This is a genomic window from Chitinophaga ginsengisoli, from assembly GCF_003014595.1.
GTDB classification, from domain to species: Bacteria; Bacteroidota; Bacteroidia; order Chitinophagales; family Chitinophagaceae; genus Chitinophaga; species Chitinophaga ginsengisoli.
In genome coordinates this window covers 367679-387105 of record NZ_PYGK01000002.1, presented here as the reverse complement: position 1 = coordinate 387105, position 19427 = coordinate 367679, and the positions used below count along the sequence as shown (strand labels likewise).

Annotated in this window: 16 protein-coding genes; 15 read left to right on the top strand and 1 reads right to left on the bottom strand. The window is 46.5% G+C overall.

The window, feature by feature from the left end; translation table 11 throughout:
- The first annotated feature begins 193 nt into the window (after positions 1–193).
- From CLV42_RS06080 to CLV42_RS06045, 8 genes are all read left to right on the top strand, one after another.
- On the top strand, positions 194–2173 hold the full coding sequence (locus CLV42_RS06080; RefSeq protein WP_106601350.1) for an alpha-L-arabinofuranosidase C-terminal domain-containing protein: 1980 nt from the start codon (positions 194–196) through the stop codon (positions 2171–2173).
- A 356-nt stretch (positions 2174–2529) separates the two neighbouring features.
- On the top strand, positions 2530–2976 hold the full coding sequence (locus tag CLV42_RS06075) for a hypothetical protein (protein ID WP_106601006.1): 447 nt from the start codon (positions 2530–2532) through the stop codon (positions 2974–2976).
- Positions 2969–3400, top strand: a complete 432-nt coding sequence (locus tag CLV42_RS06070) for a helix-turn-helix domain-containing protein (protein WP_106601005.1) — start codon at positions 2969–2971, stop codon at positions 3398–3400. The genes CLV42_RS06075 and CLV42_RS06070 overlap by 8 nt, the downstream gene beginning before the upstream one ends.
- Positions 3401–3412: 12 nt before the next feature.
- Positions 3413–3865, top strand: a complete 453-nt coding sequence (locus CLV42_RS06065) for a hypothetical protein (RefSeq protein ID WP_106601004.1) — start codon at positions 3413–3415, stop codon at positions 3863–3865.
- Positions 3866–4173: 308 nt separating this feature from the next.
- On the top strand, positions 4174–5481 hold the full coding sequence (locus CLV42_RS06060) for a TolC family protein (RefSeq protein ID WP_245901514.1): 1308 nt from the start codon (positions 4174–4176) through the stop codon (positions 5479–5481).
- Between the two features lie 16 nt (positions 5482–5497).
- Entirely contained in the window at positions 5498–6751 is a 1254-nt protein-coding gene (locus tag CLV42_RS06055; protein WP_106601002.1) for an efflux RND transporter periplasmic adaptor subunit, read from the top strand.
- Positions 6748–7497 carry an ABC transporter ATP-binding protein gene (locus CLV42_RS06050; RefSeq protein WP_106601001.1) on the top strand — a complete coding sequence of 250 codons (750 nt, stop codon included), beginning with the start codon at positions 6748–6750 and terminating at the stop codon, positions 7495–7497. The genes CLV42_RS06055 and CLV42_RS06050 overlap by 4 nt, the downstream gene beginning before the upstream one ends.
- Positions 7498–7499: 2 nt before the next feature.
- On the top strand, positions 7500–8720 hold the full coding sequence (locus CLV42_RS06045) for an ABC transporter permease (protein WP_106601000.1): 1221 nt from the start codon (positions 7500–7502) through the stop codon (positions 8718–8720).
- Between the two features lie 128 nt (positions 8721–8848).
- Here the strand turns inward: CLV42_RS06045 and CLV42_RS06040 are convergent, their stop codons facing one another.
- Entirely contained in the window at positions 8849–9184 is a 336-nt protein-coding gene (locus CLV42_RS06040; protein ID WP_106600999.1) for a four-helix bundle copper-binding protein, read from the bottom strand.
- A gap of 118 nt (positions 9185–9302) precedes the next feature.
- Here CLV42_RS06040 and CLV42_RS06035 point away from each other — a divergent pair, with 118 nt between their 5' ends.
- The 7 genes from CLV42_RS06035 to CLV42_RS06005 all read left to right on the top strand — a co-directional run bounded on the left by CLV42_RS06035 (position 9303) and on the right by CLV42_RS06005 (position 19424).
- The gene (locus tag CLV42_RS06035) at positions 9303–10193 is read left to right on the top strand and encodes an SAM hydrolase/SAM-dependent halogenase family protein (RefSeq protein WP_106600998.1); all 891 of its coding nucleotides are present in this window, start codon (positions 9303–9305) and stop codon (positions 10191–10193) included.
- 54 nt (positions 10194–10247) lie between these two features.
- Complete coding sequence (locus CLV42_RS06030) at positions 10248–12455, top strand: helix-turn-helix domain-containing protein (protein WP_106600997.1); 2208 nt, start codon at positions 10248–10250, stop codon at positions 12453–12455.
- A 95-nt stretch (positions 12456–12550) separates the two neighbouring features.
- Entirely contained in the window at positions 12551–13579 is a 1029-nt protein-coding gene (locus tag CLV42_RS06025; RefSeq protein ID WP_106600996.1) for an LLM class flavin-dependent oxidoreductase, read from the top strand.
- A 375-nt stretch (positions 13580–13954) separates the two neighbouring features.
- Positions 13955–14554, top strand: a complete 600-nt coding sequence (locus CLV42_RS06020) for a hypothetical protein (protein WP_106600995.1) — start codon at positions 13955–13957, stop codon at positions 14552–14554.
- Positions 14555–14708: 154 nt separating this feature from the next.
- Positions 14709–15761 (top strand): L-rhamnose/proton symporter RhaT, encoded by a 1053-nt coding sequence (rhaT, locus tag CLV42_RS06015; protein WP_106600994.1) that lies wholly within the window; start codon positions 14709–14711, stop codon positions 15759–15761.
- Positions 15762–15808: 47 nt separating this feature from the next.
- Positions 15809–17932 (top strand): bifunctional aldolase/short-chain dehydrogenase, encoded by a 2124-nt coding sequence (locus tag CLV42_RS06010; protein WP_106600993.1) that lies wholly within the window; start codon positions 15809–15811, stop codon positions 17930–17932.
- 217 nt (positions 17933–18149) lie between these two features.
- Positions 18150–19424, top strand: coding sequence for a sugar isomerase (locus tag CLV42_RS06005; protein ID WP_106600992.1), 1275 nt, complete (start codon positions 18150–18152; stop codon positions 19422–19424).
- The last annotated feature ends 3 nt before the right edge of the window (positions 19425–19427 follow it).

The window sequence follows — 19427 nt, the reverse complement described above, 5'->3', positions numbered from 1 at the left end:
ATAAAATGTTGTATCGTCATCCATGAGAATGTTTGTGTGTAAAAATTGCATTTGCGAGTTGTCAGTTTCATCAGATAATGATTTTTGAACACTTCTTACCGGCAAATAATTAAATGTCATTTTAACACAAAAAGTATCTGTAAATGTTTTGGATATTGATTTTTGAATGTATATTGTTGTGTCAATTCCCTTTATGAGAACAATAATTACGCTTATTACAGCAGGACTGCTGTCGCTGACGGGAGGCATATCTTCTGCGCAGACAATTACGTTGAAAGTGAACAAGCCACAGGCAGCTGTACAGCCTACTATGTGGGGGATCTTTTTTGAGGATATTAATTTTTCAGCTGACGGAGGAATCTATGCGGAACTCGTGAAGAACCGTTCTTTTGAGTTTACAGATCCACTAATGGGCTGGAAGGAGACCGGAAAAGAGGGCGCCGGCAGGATACTGATCGTTAACCAGGGTAGTGAACATGCTGCCAATCCACGGTATGCGCATGTAACAGTGCAGGCCGGCGATAGTATTTATGGCTTGTTTAATGAAGGGTTCCGGGGAATGGGTTTCAAAAAGGACCTGCGTTATAATTTTTCCTTCCGGGCTGGAAATACAACCGGCAATCCGGCGCTGAAACTAGTGTTGCTGGATGAGAAAGGAGAACATATTGGAGAGGTGGCTATTCCGCCGACCGGAAAGGAATGGAAGCAATATACGGCATCTGTAACTGCATCGCGTACGGTTGCCAAAGGCGGATTGCAATTGCAGTTTTCCGGTAATGGCAGCCTGGATATTGATATGATCTCTTTATTCCCTGAGGATACCTGGAAACAGCGCCCCGGCGGATTGCGGAGTGATCTTGTACAGAAGCTGGCAGATCTGCACCCCGGGTTCGTACGATTCCCCGGCGGATGTATTGTTGAAGGACGTGATCTGGCCAACCGCTATCAATGGAAAAAGACAGTGGGAAAAGTAGAAGACCGTACACTGATCGTCAACCGCTGGAATACTGAATTTGCTAACCGTGCGCCGGGTGATTACTTCCAGAGCTACGGTCTTGGCTTCTATGAGTATTTCCTGCTTTCAGAAGATATAGGCGCATCGCCATTGCCTATTCTTAATTGTGGTATGGCCTGCCAGTTTAATACAGGTGAGGTGGCGGCAGATGAAGACGTTGCTGTATACATACAGGATGCGCTGGATCTTATTGAATTTGCCAATGGTGGCACTGATACCAAATGGGGCCATTTAAGGGCAGAAATGGGGCATCCGAAGCCCTTTAATCTCCAGATGATGGGGGTAGGGAATGAGCAGTGGGACAGTCAGTATGTTGCCAGATATCAGCGTTTTGAGCAGGAGCTGAAAAGTAAACATCCGGAAATTAAACTGGTGTCCAGCGTTGGCCCTTTTTCCAGCGGAAAGCAGTTTGAATATTTGTGGTCTAAGTTACGGACATCAAAAGCAGACCTCGTAGATGAGCATTATTATATGCCGCCTGAATGGTTCCTGAAAAATACGACCCGTTATGATAAATATGACAGGAACGGGCCAAAGATATTCGCAGGTGAATATGCCGCTCATATAAGAGTGGCAAAGGAAAATGACAGTGAGCAGGGAGAAACACGTAATACATGGGAAAGTGCATTGGCAGAAGCAGCTTTTATGACCGGACTGGAAAGAAATGCAGATATAGTACAGATGTGCTCTTATGCGCCTCTGCTGGCCCATGTGGAGGCCTGGCAATGGCGCCCGGACCTGATATGGTTTGATAACCTGCGCTCAGTAGGCACGCCCAATTATTATGTGCAGTTGCTTTTCGCCAATAACAAAGGCACACATACGATCCCTGTCACGTTGAATGATCAGCCTTTAACAGGAAAAGATAGCATTTATGCCAGTGCAACGATCGATCAGCAGGCACATAAGATATTAGTGAAGATCGTGAACGCTTCTGGTAAGGCCATGAATTACAAACTGGCGCTGGATGGAGCTGTCACTACGAAGGATGCAACAACACAACAGGTGCTGACAGCGAAAAATAAGGGTGATTTCAATACGCTGGATAATCCATCTGTAGTGAAACCGGTAGAACTGCAATTGAAACCGGCGAAGAATAATGTGGATGTTGTAGTGAAGGCAAATTCTTTAAATGTGATCACGATACCTTACAGGTAAGGATATATTTTTTCAGTCAGGAAAACGCATGCATTTTTGTGCATGCGTTTTTTTTGTTGAAAGGAGTGAAAAAATTTGTGAACTAAAAAAAAAGTGTAAATTGGTGTTGTGAATGTTACTTGCTTGTTGATCTGACATCTCCCCTAAACGCCAGCACTGGCGGTCAATGTAAAAAATACTGTATTGAATCTTCTTTACGAAAGTAAGGCGGCTTCTCTAGTGTCATGACTTTATGCCTACGAAGAGTTAAGGAAAAAATGTTGGTTTTTTTTTGGATAGACACAACGTTATTTGTTAACTTTGAACTTAACTTAAAAGTGAAGTGTTATAGTGGTAAATTAAAACGGATAATGAGGATGAATAAGATTACATATTATTCATTCCATATTGAGGGAGACGATCTTTGTGAAGTGGAGAAGTTTGTAACCAGGTTCAATATCCCTGCCTATAAGGATGATTATGAAAACATCATGTCTGTAGTAAGATATATGGGAACATGTACGGGCGCAGAAGAACATTATTTCAGGCATGAAAGAGCCGCAGAAGCATTACCTCCGCCATACAGGTCCGGAAATGTGAGGCTTTATTGCAGCAGGGTCAGTCCCGATATTGTGATATTGGGAAATGGCTGTGTTAAGACAGCACAGAAAGTGCAGCAAAGTGAGGATTGCCTGTTTCATTTTGAGTTCATGAATGCACTAAGCAGGCAAATTACAGAAAGAATTGTGGAGGGAGACCTGAGAATGTTTAACAGGCAGCTTGAAGGAAATTTACACTTTAAAATAGGAGATTGTTATGAGTAAAATTTTTGAAGATGCGTTAAACGCATTACCGGCACATGCCATGGAAAGGGCAGCCATGAGTCTTGAAGTCGCAGATCGTATCCATGCTATCCTTGAGAAGAAAGGAATGAGCCATAGAGATCTGGCACAGGCGCTTGGTAAGTCAGAATCCGAGATCAGCAAGTGGATGCGCGGTACACACAACTTTACTTTCGATACGATCGCCAAGATCAATATGGCATTGGACGCAAAGTTAATTTACGTACCCAAAGAGCGGACGGTAAGGCAGGGAGACGGCCGTCTGGCGAAATCAGATGCTACAGTGATTCCAATAAAGCCGCTGAAGTCTGCTGGAGGATTATCTGATACTTCACAGCAATGGTCTTTATACAGGGAGGTTGGAAACAGAACGGTAACAGTGCCACTTACTTTAAACAGGAATTAGTAATCGTCAGATATGCCCAGATTCAACATCATAATTGAAACCCTTGAAATCAGAGAATATAAGGCTTATAATCCGCTGGAAGAAAAGAATACATACAGTGGGGAATTGAAACTGCTGGCGTCTATTAACGTGAATGCCAAACAGAAAAATATTGCTGTCGTGATAAAGGCAGAGGTATATGTGAAGGGGGCGGGGAATTCACGTATGGCACCTGTGGGTTACATCGAAACAGTGGCCGTATTTTCAGCAGTGAATGAATGGAAAAAAGTTAGGCTGGGTAAGAAGCAATCTGAAGTTGATGTTGATAAAGAACTGGAGGATTTTCTGATCGATGTTTCCTATAATAGTACAAGGGGCCTGTTATCTGAAAGAGGGAGAAATGATCTGATAGGAAAAGTGATACTGCCGATTATTGATCCGGCAGATATTAAAAGAGAGAAAGGGCAAAAAGGAGGGAAGAATTAAGCGCAGGAAGTCCGATGTAGTTAATTCCAATAAAGTATTGAATATCCAAAGCAGTCTTTTAGTTTTATATAATTATAGTTTGTAGCACCCGGAAGGTTTATTTAATTCCAGTTATTTATAATGCTTTTGCCTTTATATGCCCATATGTCTGGTCATCGGGCGGAGACGGTCGTTGATGGATTTTAAGGCATCTTTAATCCTGTTACGTCCGCTATGGCATACTTTTTAGTCTTTATCAGGGACCGGGTTACCATAAAAGCGAGTATATGGTCAGCAGATACATACATTGGGTTCTATTTTTGATATTCATGTTGAGGATAAATCCCTTACATGCACAGGATAGTACCACATTACCCGGGCAGTTGCCGTTGAAGTGGGACTTACAGGCCTGTCTCGACTATGCAAAGGCTAATAATATTACCCTCAACAGCTATCGGCTAAACCGCCTTAGTAGTGAACAGGACCTGCTGTTATCAAAATCGGCTGTACTACCTAACCTTTCCGCGAGTATTTCACCTTCTTTAACACATAGTAAAGAAATAGATACCGCTTCCGGCGATTTCCGGTCGCGCTTCAGGGTGTCGGGAAATACTTCGCTGAATTCTTCTGTAACCTTATATAATGGAGGTTACCTCAGAAATGATATCCAACAGAAGGACCTGCTGGTGAAGGTAGCGGGACTGGACCTGGCAACGGTGGAAAACGATATTACACTTCAGATCACACAGGCGTATCTGAACATTCTGCTGGCGAAAGAGAATATCGTATATGTAAAAGATGTAGTGGCTACATCAGCAGCCCAGGTACAGCAACAGCAGCATTTTTATGATGTAGGTTCAGTGGCATTGAAAGATCTTATACAAATAAAGGCGCAGCTGGCTAATGATAAGTATACACTGGTAACTGCGCAGAATACCCACCGGCAGAATGTGCTGGTATTAAAACAATTGTTGCAGTTGCCCACAGAAACGCCTTTCGAAATAGTAGAACCAGATACTTTAATGGGATATGCCCTGCTTACTCCATTGCTGGAAGCACAGAAAACGGCCCTGGCTATGCGCCCCGAAGTGAAAAGCAGTGAGCTGGGAGTACAGGTGGCGGAGCTGGACGTGAAGAAGGCAAGGGCCGGATATCTGCCTGCGCTGACGGCCGGTGCGGGAATCGGTACAAGTTACGCACAAGGGGACTATAATACCTTTCTGAAGCAGATGGACAATAACTTCTATCAACAGGTAGGGTTAACCTTATCTGTCCCCATCTTCAGCCGGAGGGCGAACCGCGTGAATGAGGAAAAGGCGAAGATCGGTGTCGGACAGGCGGAACTGACATTACAGAATACCCGCATTAATCTCTCGCAGGAGGTGGAAAGAGCATATATCAATGTGCTGAATGCCCAGGGTCAATATGATGCGGCAGTGGAGCAGCTTCGTTATACGCAGGAAAGTTACCGCATTGCAAATGAGCAGTTAAAGATCGGCGCAGCCAATACTGTTGAAGTATTACAGCAGAAGAACCTCTATGTACAGTCCATGCAGGCATACATCCAGGCAAAATACAGCGCGGCTTTATACGTAAGGATATATGACTTCTACAGGGGAGTACCTGTTAAATTATAGTATAAAATAACAACGGATGAACAGGAAGATTGTAATTACAATATTAGTGCTGGTAGCACTGGTGGCAGTCTGGTACTTCTTTTTCCGTAAGAAAGAGAATCCTGTAGTGATCAGCACACAGAAACCCGATTACGGGCATATTTCTACCAGTGTAACAGCTACGGGTACGGTACAACCCGTGGATACCGTGGCGGTAGGTACACAGGTCTCCGGAATACTGAAATACATTTACGCAGATTTCAATTCCAAAGTAAAAAAAGGTGAATTGCTGGCGGAGCTGGACAAGGTATTGCTGCAGGCAGAAGTAGACCGTAATAAAGGCTTGCTGGCGAATGCACAAAGTCAGCAGATATACCAGGAAGCCCAGTTTAAACGACAAGATCAACTTTATAAGGTCGGGGCTATCAGTCGTGCGGATTACGACAATACGAACTACCTGTATAAGGCGGCAGTCGCCAGTGTAGAAAGTGCGCAGGCATCTCTGAAGACAGCTCAGCGGAACCTGTTTTTTGCTGACATTTATTCCCCCATAGATGGTGTTGTACTGAACAGAAACGTGAGTGTGGGACAAACAGTGGCCGCCAGTTTTAATACGCCTACCTTTTTTGTATTGGCAAAGGACATTACTAAAATGCAGGTACAGGCAAACGTTGACGAAGCTGATATAGGGAATGTGAGGGATAGTCAGCGGGTATCATTTACGGTAGACGCCTACCTGGACCAGGAATTTGCCGGAAAGGTGCAGGAGATCCGGCTGAAGCCTTCAGTGTCAGCCAATGTGGTGACCTATACCACAATGATCAGTGCATCCAATGAAGACATGAAACTCAAACCGGGTATGACGGCAACCGTGACGATCTATACTGCCGAAAAGAACCATGCGATGCTCATTCCTGCAAAAGCACTGATGTTCAGACCTGATTCGGCATTGTCTAAAAAATTTACACTCATAGCTATAGCGCCGCCTGAATCGGAACGCCATAAACGGTCAATGCCTGTCACCGGTGGTAGCAGGGATACCACCAGGCGTGTAAACTCAGAAAAAGGGAAAATGGCAGAGGCATTAAACTACGTATGGTTGAAAAGAGGGGATACCCTGCTGCAGAAAAAAGTGGAGATCGGTTTGAATGATAATACCCGGGCAGAAGTGTTGTCAGGACTCTCTCCGGATGACGACGTAATAACGGGTATGCAGCAGGTAAGTGATAAGAAGGCTGCAGGTAGTGGTGGACAAGCCAGTCCTTTCATGCCGCAAAGAAGAAGACGATGAGCAAAAAGATCCTCGAAATACAAAACATCAAACGGGAATTCCGTATGGGCACGGAGACCGTACGGGCACTAAAGGGTGTTTCCTTTGACGTGTTTGCGGGTGAGTTTGTGACCATTATGGGGAGTAGTGGCTCAGGTAAAACTACCCTGCTGAATATACTGGGGTGCCTGGATAAGCCTACGGATGGGACCTACCTGCTGGACGGGTTTAATATAGGGCAGTTGTCACGTAATGAACTGGCACGTTTACGCAACAGGAAGATCGGGTTTGTATTCCAGGCCTATAACCTGTTACCCCGTACTTCAGCACTGGAAAATGTGGAGCTCCCATTACTATATAACATGGAGATCAGTCACGAGCAACGCAGGAAGAAAGCGATACACTCTCTGGAAGCAGTGAAGCTGGGAGAAAGGCTGGGCCATACACCCAACCAGTTGTCGGGAGGTCAGCAGCAACGTGTGGCCATTGCCCGGGCCCTGGTTAATGAGCCGGTAATGATACTGGCAGATGAAGCGACAGGTAACCTGGATACACGTACCTCCTACGAGATCATGGCGTTGATGCAGGAGTTGAACAGGGAACAGGGAAAGACAATCGTATTCGTTACTCATGAACCGGATATAGCTGCCTTCAGCAGCCGTACGGTAATGTTGCGCGACGGGAAGGTGGTAAAGGATACCGTCAATGAAAATGTACGTTCCGCCAAAGAAGAGTTGGCAACATTGCCACCAGCAGATGATTACTGATTATGAATATACTCAACCTCATAAGGATTGCGTTGAAAGCCTTACAGCGGAATAAACTGAGGGCTTTTCTCACCATGCTGGGCATCATCATCGGGGTAGCGGCGGTAATTGCCATGGTGGCCATCGGACAAGGCTCCAAGGAGAGCATCCAGTCGCAGCTGTCGAGCATGGGTTCCAATATGATCACTATCCTGCCCGCCAGTAACGTAACCGGTGGCGCCAGGCTGGAAGGGGCCAGCGTGCAGACATTGACCATCGAAGATGTAAAGGCGATACAGAAACAGGCGTTGAACATCAGTGCTATTTCACCGGCGGCTACTTCCAGCGGACAGTCCATCAACGGGGCATTCAACTGGCCCACCAGTATACAGGGGGTGAGTCCTGCTTACCTGGATATCCGTAAGTGGACCCTGCAGGATGGAGTGCCGTTTACAGACGAAGATGTAAGGGCTTCGGCCAAGGTCTGCCTGTTGGGGCAGACTGTTGTCAGTAATCTCTTTCCCAATGGAGAGAGTCCTGTGGGGAAGATCATCCGCTTTAATAATATTCCTTTCCAGGTGATAGGTGTGCTGGCTGCAAAAGGGCAGAGTTCCTTCGGCCAGGATCAGGACGATGTGATCCTGGCGCCTTATACTACGGTGCAGAAGCGTATACTGGCTACTATTTATTTCCGTACGCTCTATGTGTCTGCGGTAAGCGAAGCCGCTACAGACGCAGCTACGAAAGAAATCGAAACCATTCTGCGGAAAGCCCACCGCCTGAGGGATGCTGATGAAAATGATTTCCAGGTCAGGACAATGGCAGAACTGATCAATACTTTGAGCTCCACCAGTAACCTGCTGACGATACTATTGACGGCTATTGCGGGTATTTCTCTCATTATCGGAGGGATTGGCATCATGAATATCATGTATGTATCTGTTACAGAGCGTACAAGGGAAATCGGACTGCGTATGTCCATTGGTGCGAGGGGGATAGACATACTGATGCAGTTCCTGATAGAAGCGATTATGATCAGTATCACCGGCGGGTTGATAGGCGTGGTGTTAGGAATTACCTCAGCCCAGCTTATCACCTATTTCCTGAACTGGCCGACATTGGTGTCGGAGTCTTCTATTGTATTGTCTTTTATGGTATGTGCACTGACAGGCGTTTTCTTCGGATATTATCCGGCGCAAAAGGCGTCCAGGCTGGATCCTATAGAAGCGTTGCGATATGAATAAAAGCATTCTTCTCCGGATAGTTGCATGACTCTGATGGGATGCCCGATATAAGGTTCATCTGCGAACTGTCGTTGCTGCTTCCCCATGGGCCTGACGGGCAAATGCCTCGATATCAGCTAGTATATCCATTAAGAAACAAGCATTTTTCTACAAGCATCAGCGCATTGTTTACATATCTCCGCACATTCCTGGCAGTGTTTGTTGCTGTGTTTACCACATTCAGCAGCACATGCTTCGCACATGTCGGTACAAACGGAACAGAGCTGTACCGCATAACTGCTTCCCAGGCTCATTAATTGGGCAGCAGCATAACAGGCGGCTGCACATTCCATATCCAATCTGATACAGCGGGCCATCATGGTAACATCCTTCTCCTGTGTGCAGGCGCTGGCACAGTGGTTACAAACAGCGGCGCAACGTAAACAATTGTCGATACAATCCTTGTAAAAATGATAACCGTTCATGTGTTTAAGTATTGGTGGTTGAATGATGAAGCGTTTTCAGATACATTGCACCAAATACCGTACAAATTTGAACAGGCATACTCAGCAAATATTGTAGAAGAATCGCTAATTTGCGCAAATGAAACGTACATTCCTTTTCCATTGTTTGATCTTCATCTGCTTCTCTGCCTTTGCACAGCGGCATGCATTGGTCTTTCAGACGGACTTCGGACTAAAAGATGGAGCCGTAGCTGAGATGAAAGGCGTAGTTTATAGCCTGTCTCCCGATATACCGATGTTCGATCTGACACATGAAATACCGGCATATAATATTTGGGAGGCCGCTTATCGCCTGCAGCAGACTGCTCCATACTGGCCTGCAGGTACCGTATTCGTATCTGTAGTGGATCCGGGCGTGGGTTCTGCCCGCAAATCAGTAGTGCTGAAAACAAAGACGGGGCATTACTTTGTAACGCCCGATAATGGCACACTTACCCTTGTAGCCAGGCAAATGGGCATAGCAGAGGTCAGGGAGATTGATGAAGCGGTGAACCGTAGAAAGAATTCCGGTGCATCGTATACATTCCATGGCAGAGATGTTTATGCTTATACCGCCGGTAAGCTGGCCGCCGGAAAGATCACCTTCCAGCAGGTGGGGCCTAAATTGGCTGAATCTGTAGTAACTATTGCTTTTCAATCGCCGGTATTTGCCAATGACACCGTAAAGGGAAACGTCCCCGTACTGGATGTACAATATGGTAATATCTGGACGAATATTGATCAGCAGACTTTCAGCAAGCTGCAAGTGCAGCCGGGCGATGTGCTGAAGGTAAGTATCTATAAGGGAAATGAACTGGTATACAGTGGCGGTGTACCATTTGCTAACACGTTTGCCGCTGTTCCTGAAGGGAAGGAGCTGGCATATCTGAATAGTCTGCTAAATTTATCATTTGCAGTAAATATGGGCGACTTCTCTGCTGCTCATCATGTGAAAAGCGGGCCGGAATGGAGTGTAACAGTCAGCAAATAGTGCTGATTTTTATCTAATTTCGATGTTTACATTTTTTAATCTTACTTTTTTTTGATGTCACAACCGGATAGTAACAACAGGATGTTTCATCTGGCGGCAGACTATATTAATCATACCAACCGCCATATCTTCCTGACCGGTAAAGCCGGTACCGGGAAAACCACTTTCCTGAAATATATCAGACAGCATACCAGCAAGAATACAGTTGTGGTAGCGCCTACAGGTGTTGCTGCCATCAATGCGGGCGGAGTGACGATGCACTCTTTCTTCCAGCTGCCTTTTGGTCCTTATGTACCATCAGGTGCGCATCTTTTCGGTGTAAATAACGGGGTAACAGATGCACATGCGCTGTTCCGGAATATCCGCTTCAACCATGATAAAAAAGAGCTGCTGCGTGAGATGGAGCTGCTGATCATCGATGAGGTAAGTATGGTACGCGCAGATACTCTGGATGCGATCGACGCAATTCTCCGGCACTTCCGTAACCAGCCTTTATTGCCTTTTGGTGGTGTACAGGTATTATACATTGGAGATCTTTTCCAGTTGCCGCCAGTTATGCCGGATGAACAATGGCAGTTGCTGAAAGGCTGTTATGAAAGCGTATTCTTTTTTCATGCGAGAGTGATGCAACAGGCGCCGCCCTTGTTCATAGAGTTGAATAAGATCTACAGGCAGAATGAAGCGACATTCATTAACCTGCTGAATGGTGTGCGCAACAGTACATTGGACTGGGATGACCTGGAAGCCTTGAATCAGCGTTATTTACCGCATTTCACCGGCGATGGAGATCAGTATATCGTGCTCACTACTCATAATCGCCGGGCCGATGAGATAAATAATGCGCGTCTGGCTGCTATGCCGGGTGGTATTCATACATTCACGGGAGAGATCAAAGGAGACTTTAGTGACAAGGCGCTCCCGACGGATATGGACCTGCGTATTAAACAGGGGGCGCAGGTGATGTTCATCAAAAATGATGTGGCGGAGCCACGACGCTATTTCAATGGAAAGCTGGCTACCGTTAAAGAGGTCCTGCCTGATGATAAGATCGTTGTAGTACTTGCCAACAGCGAGGAAACACTGGTGCTGGAAAAAGAAACCTGGCGTAATATCCGCTACTCCTGGAACAAGACGGAAGGAACGGTAGATGAGGAAGAATTAGGTAGTTTCACGCAATACCCGATCCGCCTGGCATGGGCCATTACTATACACAAAAGCCAGGGACTTACTTTTGAAAAGGCGATTATTGATGCAGGAAATGCATTTGCACCGGGTCAGGTATATGTAGCATTAAGCCGTTGTACTTCCCTGGAGGGATTGGTATTACACTCACGGATCCATCCGGGAGCGATCCGCACAGATGAACAGGTGCTGGAGTTCTCCTCGCGCTTTCATAAAGAAGACGAACTGGAAATGTTGCTGGAAGGAGAGAAGATGGTTTTCTGGGCTGAACAGTTGTTGAAGCTCTTCAGTGCGGAAAAGATCCTTGCAGAGTTACAGTTACATGCTGCCTGGTTGCGCGATAAAAAGATGGTTGGGATGGAAAGCGCGGTGACGCTGAGTCGTAATTTACAACAACGGGCGGCCCAGCTGCACGAAGTGGGATTGAAATTCAGGCACCAGCTGGATCCTTTGCTGAAGGAAGTATTGCAAACGGGTAATGTCATTACTTTAAGCGAACGTGTGGGTAAGGCAGTCGCCTATTTTACCAACGAGATATATGAATCTTTCATACAGCCGGTTCGCCGGGAAAGAGATATCGTAAAAGATATTCCCAAGATAAAGAAATACGTACTACAGCTGTCCGGACTGGAGCATTTTCTGTGGGGCCGCTTACAGCTCTTCGCAGACGCCAGCTATGGCAATGTGAAGTTTAATGAGGGATTGCCGGACTATGAAACCTTACGCCGGCCGCCGGAAGAGGAGAAAACAAAGGAAAAACCTGCGAAGAAGACCCGTGAGGCGGGGGATAGCCGAAGAGGAACACTGGAACTATTCCTCACTGGTAAAACGCTGCAAGAGATCGCGACGGAGCGAGGACTGGCGGTGAGTACTGTAGAAAGTCACCTGGCAGATTGTGTAGCGAACGATGAATTGCAGCTCAATCGCTTTATGGATGAGAAAAAGATCGCGCTCATATTGCCGGTGGTGAAAGAGCTGGGAAGTACTGCTTCGGCGCCGATAAAGGCCAGATTGGGAGAGACAGCCACCTGGGCAGAGATCCGGGCGGTACAGGCTTATTACCGGAAAACGATGGAGTAAGAAGGGGAAGATAATAGCGTAAGAAAACGCTGAATGCTGATTGTTTCGTAATTCTTTTGTAATTTTGGAATGAACATTCTAAAAAGGATTACCCAATGGCCGACAGGAAATTAAGACTCAGCGTATTAGATCAATCCCCCATCCGTAGAGGAAGCAATGCCGTGGAGGCATTACAGGAGAGCGTTAAGCTGGCACAGCTGGCCGATCGCCTCGGCTTCACCCGTTACTGGCTTTCAGAACATCATAATACCCGCTCACTTGCGGGAGCATCACCTGAAATATTGATTGCAAGGCTGGCAGCAGCTACTAAGCATATACGCCTGGGATCAGGCGGCGTAATGTTGCCTAATCATAGCACGCTGAAGGTAGCGGAGAATTTCCGTCTGCTGGAGGCGCTGTATCCCGGACGTATTGACCTGGGTATAGGCCGGGCACCGGGAGGTGATCGTTTAACCGCTCATGTGCTGAACCCTTCCAATACCTTCGAACCAAGAGACTTTGTACAGCAGATCAATGATCTGGAAGGTTATCTGTCCGACTCACGGGAGGCAGGCACTATACATGAGAAAGTAATAGCCATACCTAAAATAGATACGGCACCTGAACTATGGATGCTGACTTCCAGTGGAGAAAGTGGTCTGCTGGCAGCGCGTCAGGGCTGGGCCTTATCTTTCGCACATTTCATTTACCATGTGGGTGGACCGCAGGCGATAAAAACCTATCGTGAGCGATTCAAGCCTTCCCGCTTCCTGAACGAACCTGCCGCTAGCGTCGGGATCTTCGTTTTCTGTGCAGACACGCAGGAAAAGGCGGATGAATTACAGGCAATGATGGATTACCGCCTGTTAAGTTTTGAGAAGGGCAGGTTTGATGAATTTCCTTCCTACGAAGAAGTGCGGGATTACGAGTACACAGACATGGAATGGCAACGTGTAATGGCGAACAGAGGACGTATGATTGCCGGTACTCCTGACCAGGTAAAACAACGTATGTTGAAACTGGCCGACGAATATGATGTGGATGAGATAGTTGCCGCTACGATGGCGGAGCATGTGGAAGACCGTTTCCGGTCATATGAATTGCTGGCTGAGATTTTTGATCTCGAACCTCGTAATGTCTCCTAAGTGATTGATTAACATTTTACTGTAAAAGGTACCTGCCATTCGGCTATGAAGACATCAGAATGTTGTGATATCGTATAAATTATTGATTAGTATCCTATTGATGAATGCAGTCTTAGAGAAAACGATGATTGGTATCACAAGGTTCTGAAAAGTTGTCTACCAGGAAATTACAACAGACGCCATGTCTTGAGATGGGATATAAGTGAATGATTACTATGACACTATGTGGTGTCATCTATCAAGAAATATCACAACATCCGTGTATTATTAACATAAGAACCAGGCAAAAACGGTGCATTGCCGTTACAGTTATCTTAGCGCATACACTTGATTATATTTTTTTATATTTTTGCTGGAAATAACTGATCCTATCCTATGAGAAAATACTTCCTGCTGATAGCAGTCGTTGCACTGGCTTATACTGCCTGTACCAAAGAGGCGGGTATTGGTGGTGGAACAAACAATCCTGGTGATACCACTAAAACACCTGGATCCGGATCCGGCAACAAAACAGATAGCGTCGTTACATTTACAGATGTGAAATTTTCCTTAACACCGGCAAATGAAAGCTATGGCCGCGTTTTTTCCTCTTTTAAGGGAAAGGTATACGTGGATAGTGATATTCCTGATTCCGTTGGTAAATATATAGACGTGGCCTTCAATAACTTTGGTGCCTTCTCTATGTTCTTTACCAGTCCTAATGATGAGAGCTTTGATCTGAAGATCCCTGGTACCCTGACAACACTCGTACGTAACAAGGTGCCTGCTGATACCTTCAAGGTGGCTGCTTTCGATACTATCGCGCATGCCTCTACTCTTAAAAAGCTGACCATCGCTACAGATAATGAAAGTTTTGCTTCAGCTGACATGCCGCTGTTAGTATTCTTCCAGAATGGTTTCGCCAAGAAGGGGATTATCAAGGTGAAGGCGATAACAACAGATTATATCGTTGCTGACGTGAAAGTAATGTACTGATATTAAGATATTTATGCAGAGAGAATAAGGCTGTTCGCTGTTGGCGGATGGCCTTTTCTTCATTTTAGCCCCAATAGGAATGTGTAGGACAGTTGCCCCGCTGCCTTTATTTAAATTTGAAAGAATCCACGATTGAATACACAATTCCACAATTATGCAAGCTATTTTAGGTGTCTTTTTTCATTTCATTGGAGGCTTTGCTTCCGGCAGTTTTTATATCCCTTTTAAAAAAGTAAAGAGTTGGGCCTGGGAAAGTTACTGGATAGTAGGCGGTTTCTTTTCCTGGTTAATAGTGCCCTTCCTGGCAGCCTGGATCACCGTACCTGATTTCCTGAGCATCATTAGTAAAACGGATAGTTCTACTCTCTTCTGGACTTATTTTATGGGTGTATTATGGGGCGTAGGCGGCCTTACTTTCGGGCTGGCCATGCGCTACCTGGGCATGTCTCTGGGTATGTCTGTCGCACTGGGATATACTTCCGCCTTCGGCTCGCTTATTCCTCCTATCTATAGGGACCTGTTCACTTCCGATACAACACATACGTTCTCCGCCATGCTAAAGAGCCCCGGGGGATTGTTAGTCCTGGGTGGTGTTGTAGTCTGCCTGCTGGGTATTGCCATTTGCGGTGCTGCAGGGGTGATGAAGGAACGTGAATTATCAGAAGATCAGAAGAAACAAAGTATACAGGAATTCGACCTTAAAAAAGGATTGGTGGTAGCAACGGTTTCCGGTATACTGAGCGCCTGTTTCAATTTCGGCATAGAGGCCGGGAAGCCTATGGCTGCTATCGCCATAGAGCAGGGCAGTAATCCGCTGTTTCAGAACAACGTGATATTTGTTGTATTACTCTGGGGCGGACTTACCACCAACCTGATCTGGTGCCTGCTGCTGAATATCAGGAACAAAACATTCGGCGATTATGTCAATAAAGAAACACCTCTGGCGGGCAATTACTTCTTTGCCGCGTTGGCAGGTACTACCTGGTTCTTCCAGTTCTTTTTTTATGGTATGGGCGAGAGTAAACTGGGCAACGGGGCCAGTTCCTGGATATTACACATGGCGTTCATTATCATGATCTCAAGCTTGTGGGGTATTACACTGAGAGAGTGGAAAGGTGTGAGCCGTAAGACATTCGCAACGATTATACTGGGTGTGCTGACAATTATGGGGTCAGTAATGCTGGTAGGATATGGCAACTCCATTTAGAGGTGTGTTGCTGTGCTGTAACAATGTAAAAATTTAAAAAAGAATATATGTCGGTTTCTTCCTTAACAAATTTCAAACATGTAAGTTATCTCTGGGACGAGCAGAAAGCTGCTGCTTTGGCGGGTGATGAGGTAGCATTGCTGATCTATCGTTCTAACCTGCTGGGGGCTGATCTCCGGCTGACCAATTATGGCGGCGGTAATACCTCCTGTAAGGTGATGGCGAAAGATCCGCTGACGGGTAAACAAACGGAAGTAATGTGGGTAAAAGGTTCAGGGGGTGATCTGGGTACACTGAAACGTAGCGGTCTGGCAGCGCTATATGTAGAGCGACTGCACAGCCTGGAGAATATCTACAAGGGTATTGAACAGGAAGACGAAATGGTGGAGCTTTTCAATCACTGTATCTTCGATCTCAGTTCCAAAGCGCCTTCTATTGATACACCATTGCATGGTTTCCTGCCGTTCAAACATATTGACCATTTACATCCCGATGCCGCTATTGCTATTGCTGCGGCGAAAGATGGTGAGCGTATTACAAAAGAACTTTTCGGAGGTACTATTGGTTGGGTGCCCTGGCAGCGTCCAGGCTTTGACCTGGGCTTACAGCTGAGACAGTGTCTGCGCGATAATCCAGGTATCAGGGGGATTATGCTGGGATCTCATGGTCTGTTTACCTGGGGTGATACCGCATATGAAAGTTATATGAATACGCTGGAAGTCATTGAGCGTTGTGCTGCCTATCTTGAAGAGCATTACGGTAAGAAAGGACCGGTTTTCGGTGGCGTACGTATGACTTCCCCTGCTCCTGAAATAAGGAGAAAACAGGCGGCTGCCCTGGCGCCTGTACTACGTGGATTATGTTCTGCACATACCCGTATGGTGGGTCATTTTACAGATGATCCCCGGGTACTTGAGTTCATTAACTCCAAAGACCTTGACAGGCTGGCACCACTGGGTACCAGTTGCCCGGATCACTTCCTGCGTACGAAGATCAGTCCCCTGGTTTTACCACTCGATCCTCAGGCTTCGCTGGATGATGCAGCAGCGGTAAAGCAACAACTGGCGCCTTTGTTTGCTGCTTACAGGCGGATGTATACCGACTACTACAATACTTGTCGTCATCCGAACAGTCCTGCATTACGTGATCCTAATCCGGTGGTGATCCTGTATCCAGGTGTTGGTATGTTCACTTTCTCGAAAGATAAACAGACTGCAAGGGTAGCGGCAGAGTTTTATACCAATGCGATCAATGTCATGAAAGGCGCTGAGGCCATTTCTGAATATACCGCTTTGCCACGCCAGGAGGCTTTTGACATAGAATACTGGCTGCTGGAAGAGGCGAAACTACAGCGTATGCCTAAGCCGAAAGCGCTGTCTGGTCGTATTGCGCTGATCACGGGAAGTGCCGGTGGCATTGGAAAAGCGATCGCCAGGAAATTTGCTGATGAAGGTGCTTGTGTGGTGATCAATGACAACGATGCGAACCGACTGCAAGCTGCAAAGGATGAATTCTCCAAACAATATGGACAGGATGTTTTCGCAACAGCCATCCTCGATGTTACAAAAGGTAGTGATATAAAAGAGGCATATGACATCGCCAGCCTGGCATTCGGCGGTGTGGATATGGTGGTTAACTGTGCAGGCTTGTCTATCTCCAAGCCACTGGAAGCGCATACAGAGAAAGACTGGGACCTGCTGTATGATGTATTGGTGAAAGGCCAGTTCCTGGTTACCCAGCAGGGTGTGGAAGTGATGCGCAAGCAGGACCTGGGAGGTGATGTGATCAATATCGTGAGTAAGAATGCGTTGATGAGTGGGCCGAATAATGCCGGTTATGGCTCGGCGAAGGCAGCACAATTGCACCTGAGTCGCCTGAATGCGGCAGAACTGGGTACAGATGGTATCCGGGTAAATGTCGTGAACCCGGATGCTGTGATCGCAGACAGTAAGATATGGGAAGGCGATTGGGCTGCGGGGCGTGCCAAGGCTTATGGTGTTTCGGTAGAGGAGTTGCCTGCTTATTATGCAAAACGTACCTTACTGAACCAGGTGATCCTTCCGGAAGATATCGCCAATGCATGTTTCGCTGTTACAGGCGGCCTGCTGAGTAAGTCGACCGGTAACGTGATCAACGTTGATGGTGGTGTTGCTGCGGCTTTTGTAAGATAAGTACATTCATCAGTTGAACGCTGGCGGTAATTTGAATAGCTGGCGTGATGTTGTCCTGACTTTTATAGATAAATTCTTTCATCAGTTAAATACCAGTTACATTGAGTCAACACATGCTCCTGACTCCGGTCAGGCCGGCATGTGTTGATAATGTGTGGAGGTGTATACCAGCAACGAAAAACTTTTCATAATTTACTAAAGACCCAATTTTCCCGTTATGAATATTGAGAAATTCCAGATAGCTGATTTCAATGATGCTCACCGGCAGGCGCACGAGCGTAGCTTTGAATATATAGCAGGGACTATCCCGCATGTAGCGGATATCCTGCAGCAATTACAGGGCTTCCAGGTGGCAATTCCCAGCTGGGCTTTAGGGACAGGTGGTACCCGCTTTGGCCGTTTTTCCGGAGGAGGGGAGCCCCGCAACCTGGAAGAAAAGATCACTGATATAGGTCTACTGCATGCCCTGAATAGAAGCAGCGGTGCTATCTCCCTGCATATCCCCTGGGATATTCCTGAGAATGCAGCTAACATAAAAGCGCTGGCAGCACAACATGACATCCGTTTTGATGCTGTTAATTCCAATACTTTCCAGGACCAGCCGGGTCAGGAACTGAGTTACAAGTTTGGCTCCCTGCATCACACGGATAAAGGTGTCAGGAAACTGGCTGTAGAGCACAATATGGAGGTGATTAAATATGGTGTGGAACTGGGTTCCAATGCCTTGAGCCTCTGGCTGGCAGACGGTTCCTGTTTTCCTGGTCAGCTGAACTTCAGAGGTGCTTTCAAACGTACGCTGGATAGTCTGCAGGAAATATATGCCGCTCTCCCTGATGCCTGGAAATTGTACATTGAGTACAAGGCATATGAACCTAATTTCTATTCCACTACGATAGGCGATTGGGGACAGTCATTGCTCTTCGCTAATAAGCTGGGTGCAAAAGCGTATACGCTGGTTGACCTGGGGCATCATCTGCCTAATGCCAACATCGAGCAGATAGTGGCATTGCTGTTAATGGAGGGAAAGCTGGCAGGGTTTCATTTCAATGATTCCAAGTATGGGGATGATGACCTTACCGTAGGCAGTATCAATCCTTATCAGCTCTTCCTCATTTTTAATGAACTGGTAGAAGGTATGGATGCACGCGGTATGAATCATGCCAGTGATCTGGGCTGGATGATAGATGCCTCTCATAATGTAAAGGACCCGCTGGAAGACCTGTTGCAATCAGTAGAAGCGATCATGATCGCTTATGCGCAGGCTTTGCTGGTAGATACCAAGGCATTGCAGGCGGCTCAGCAGAACAATGATGCGGTGGCTGCACAGGAAATACTGCAATATGCTTACCGCACGGATGTCCGTCCGCTGGTGGCACAGGCGCGTCTGCAGGCAGGAGGTGTGTTACAGCCGGTTGCTTTCTACAGGCAATTCAAGGTAAGAGAACAGCTGATAAAAGAAAGAGGTCTGAAAACCGTAGCGACGGGATTGTAATTT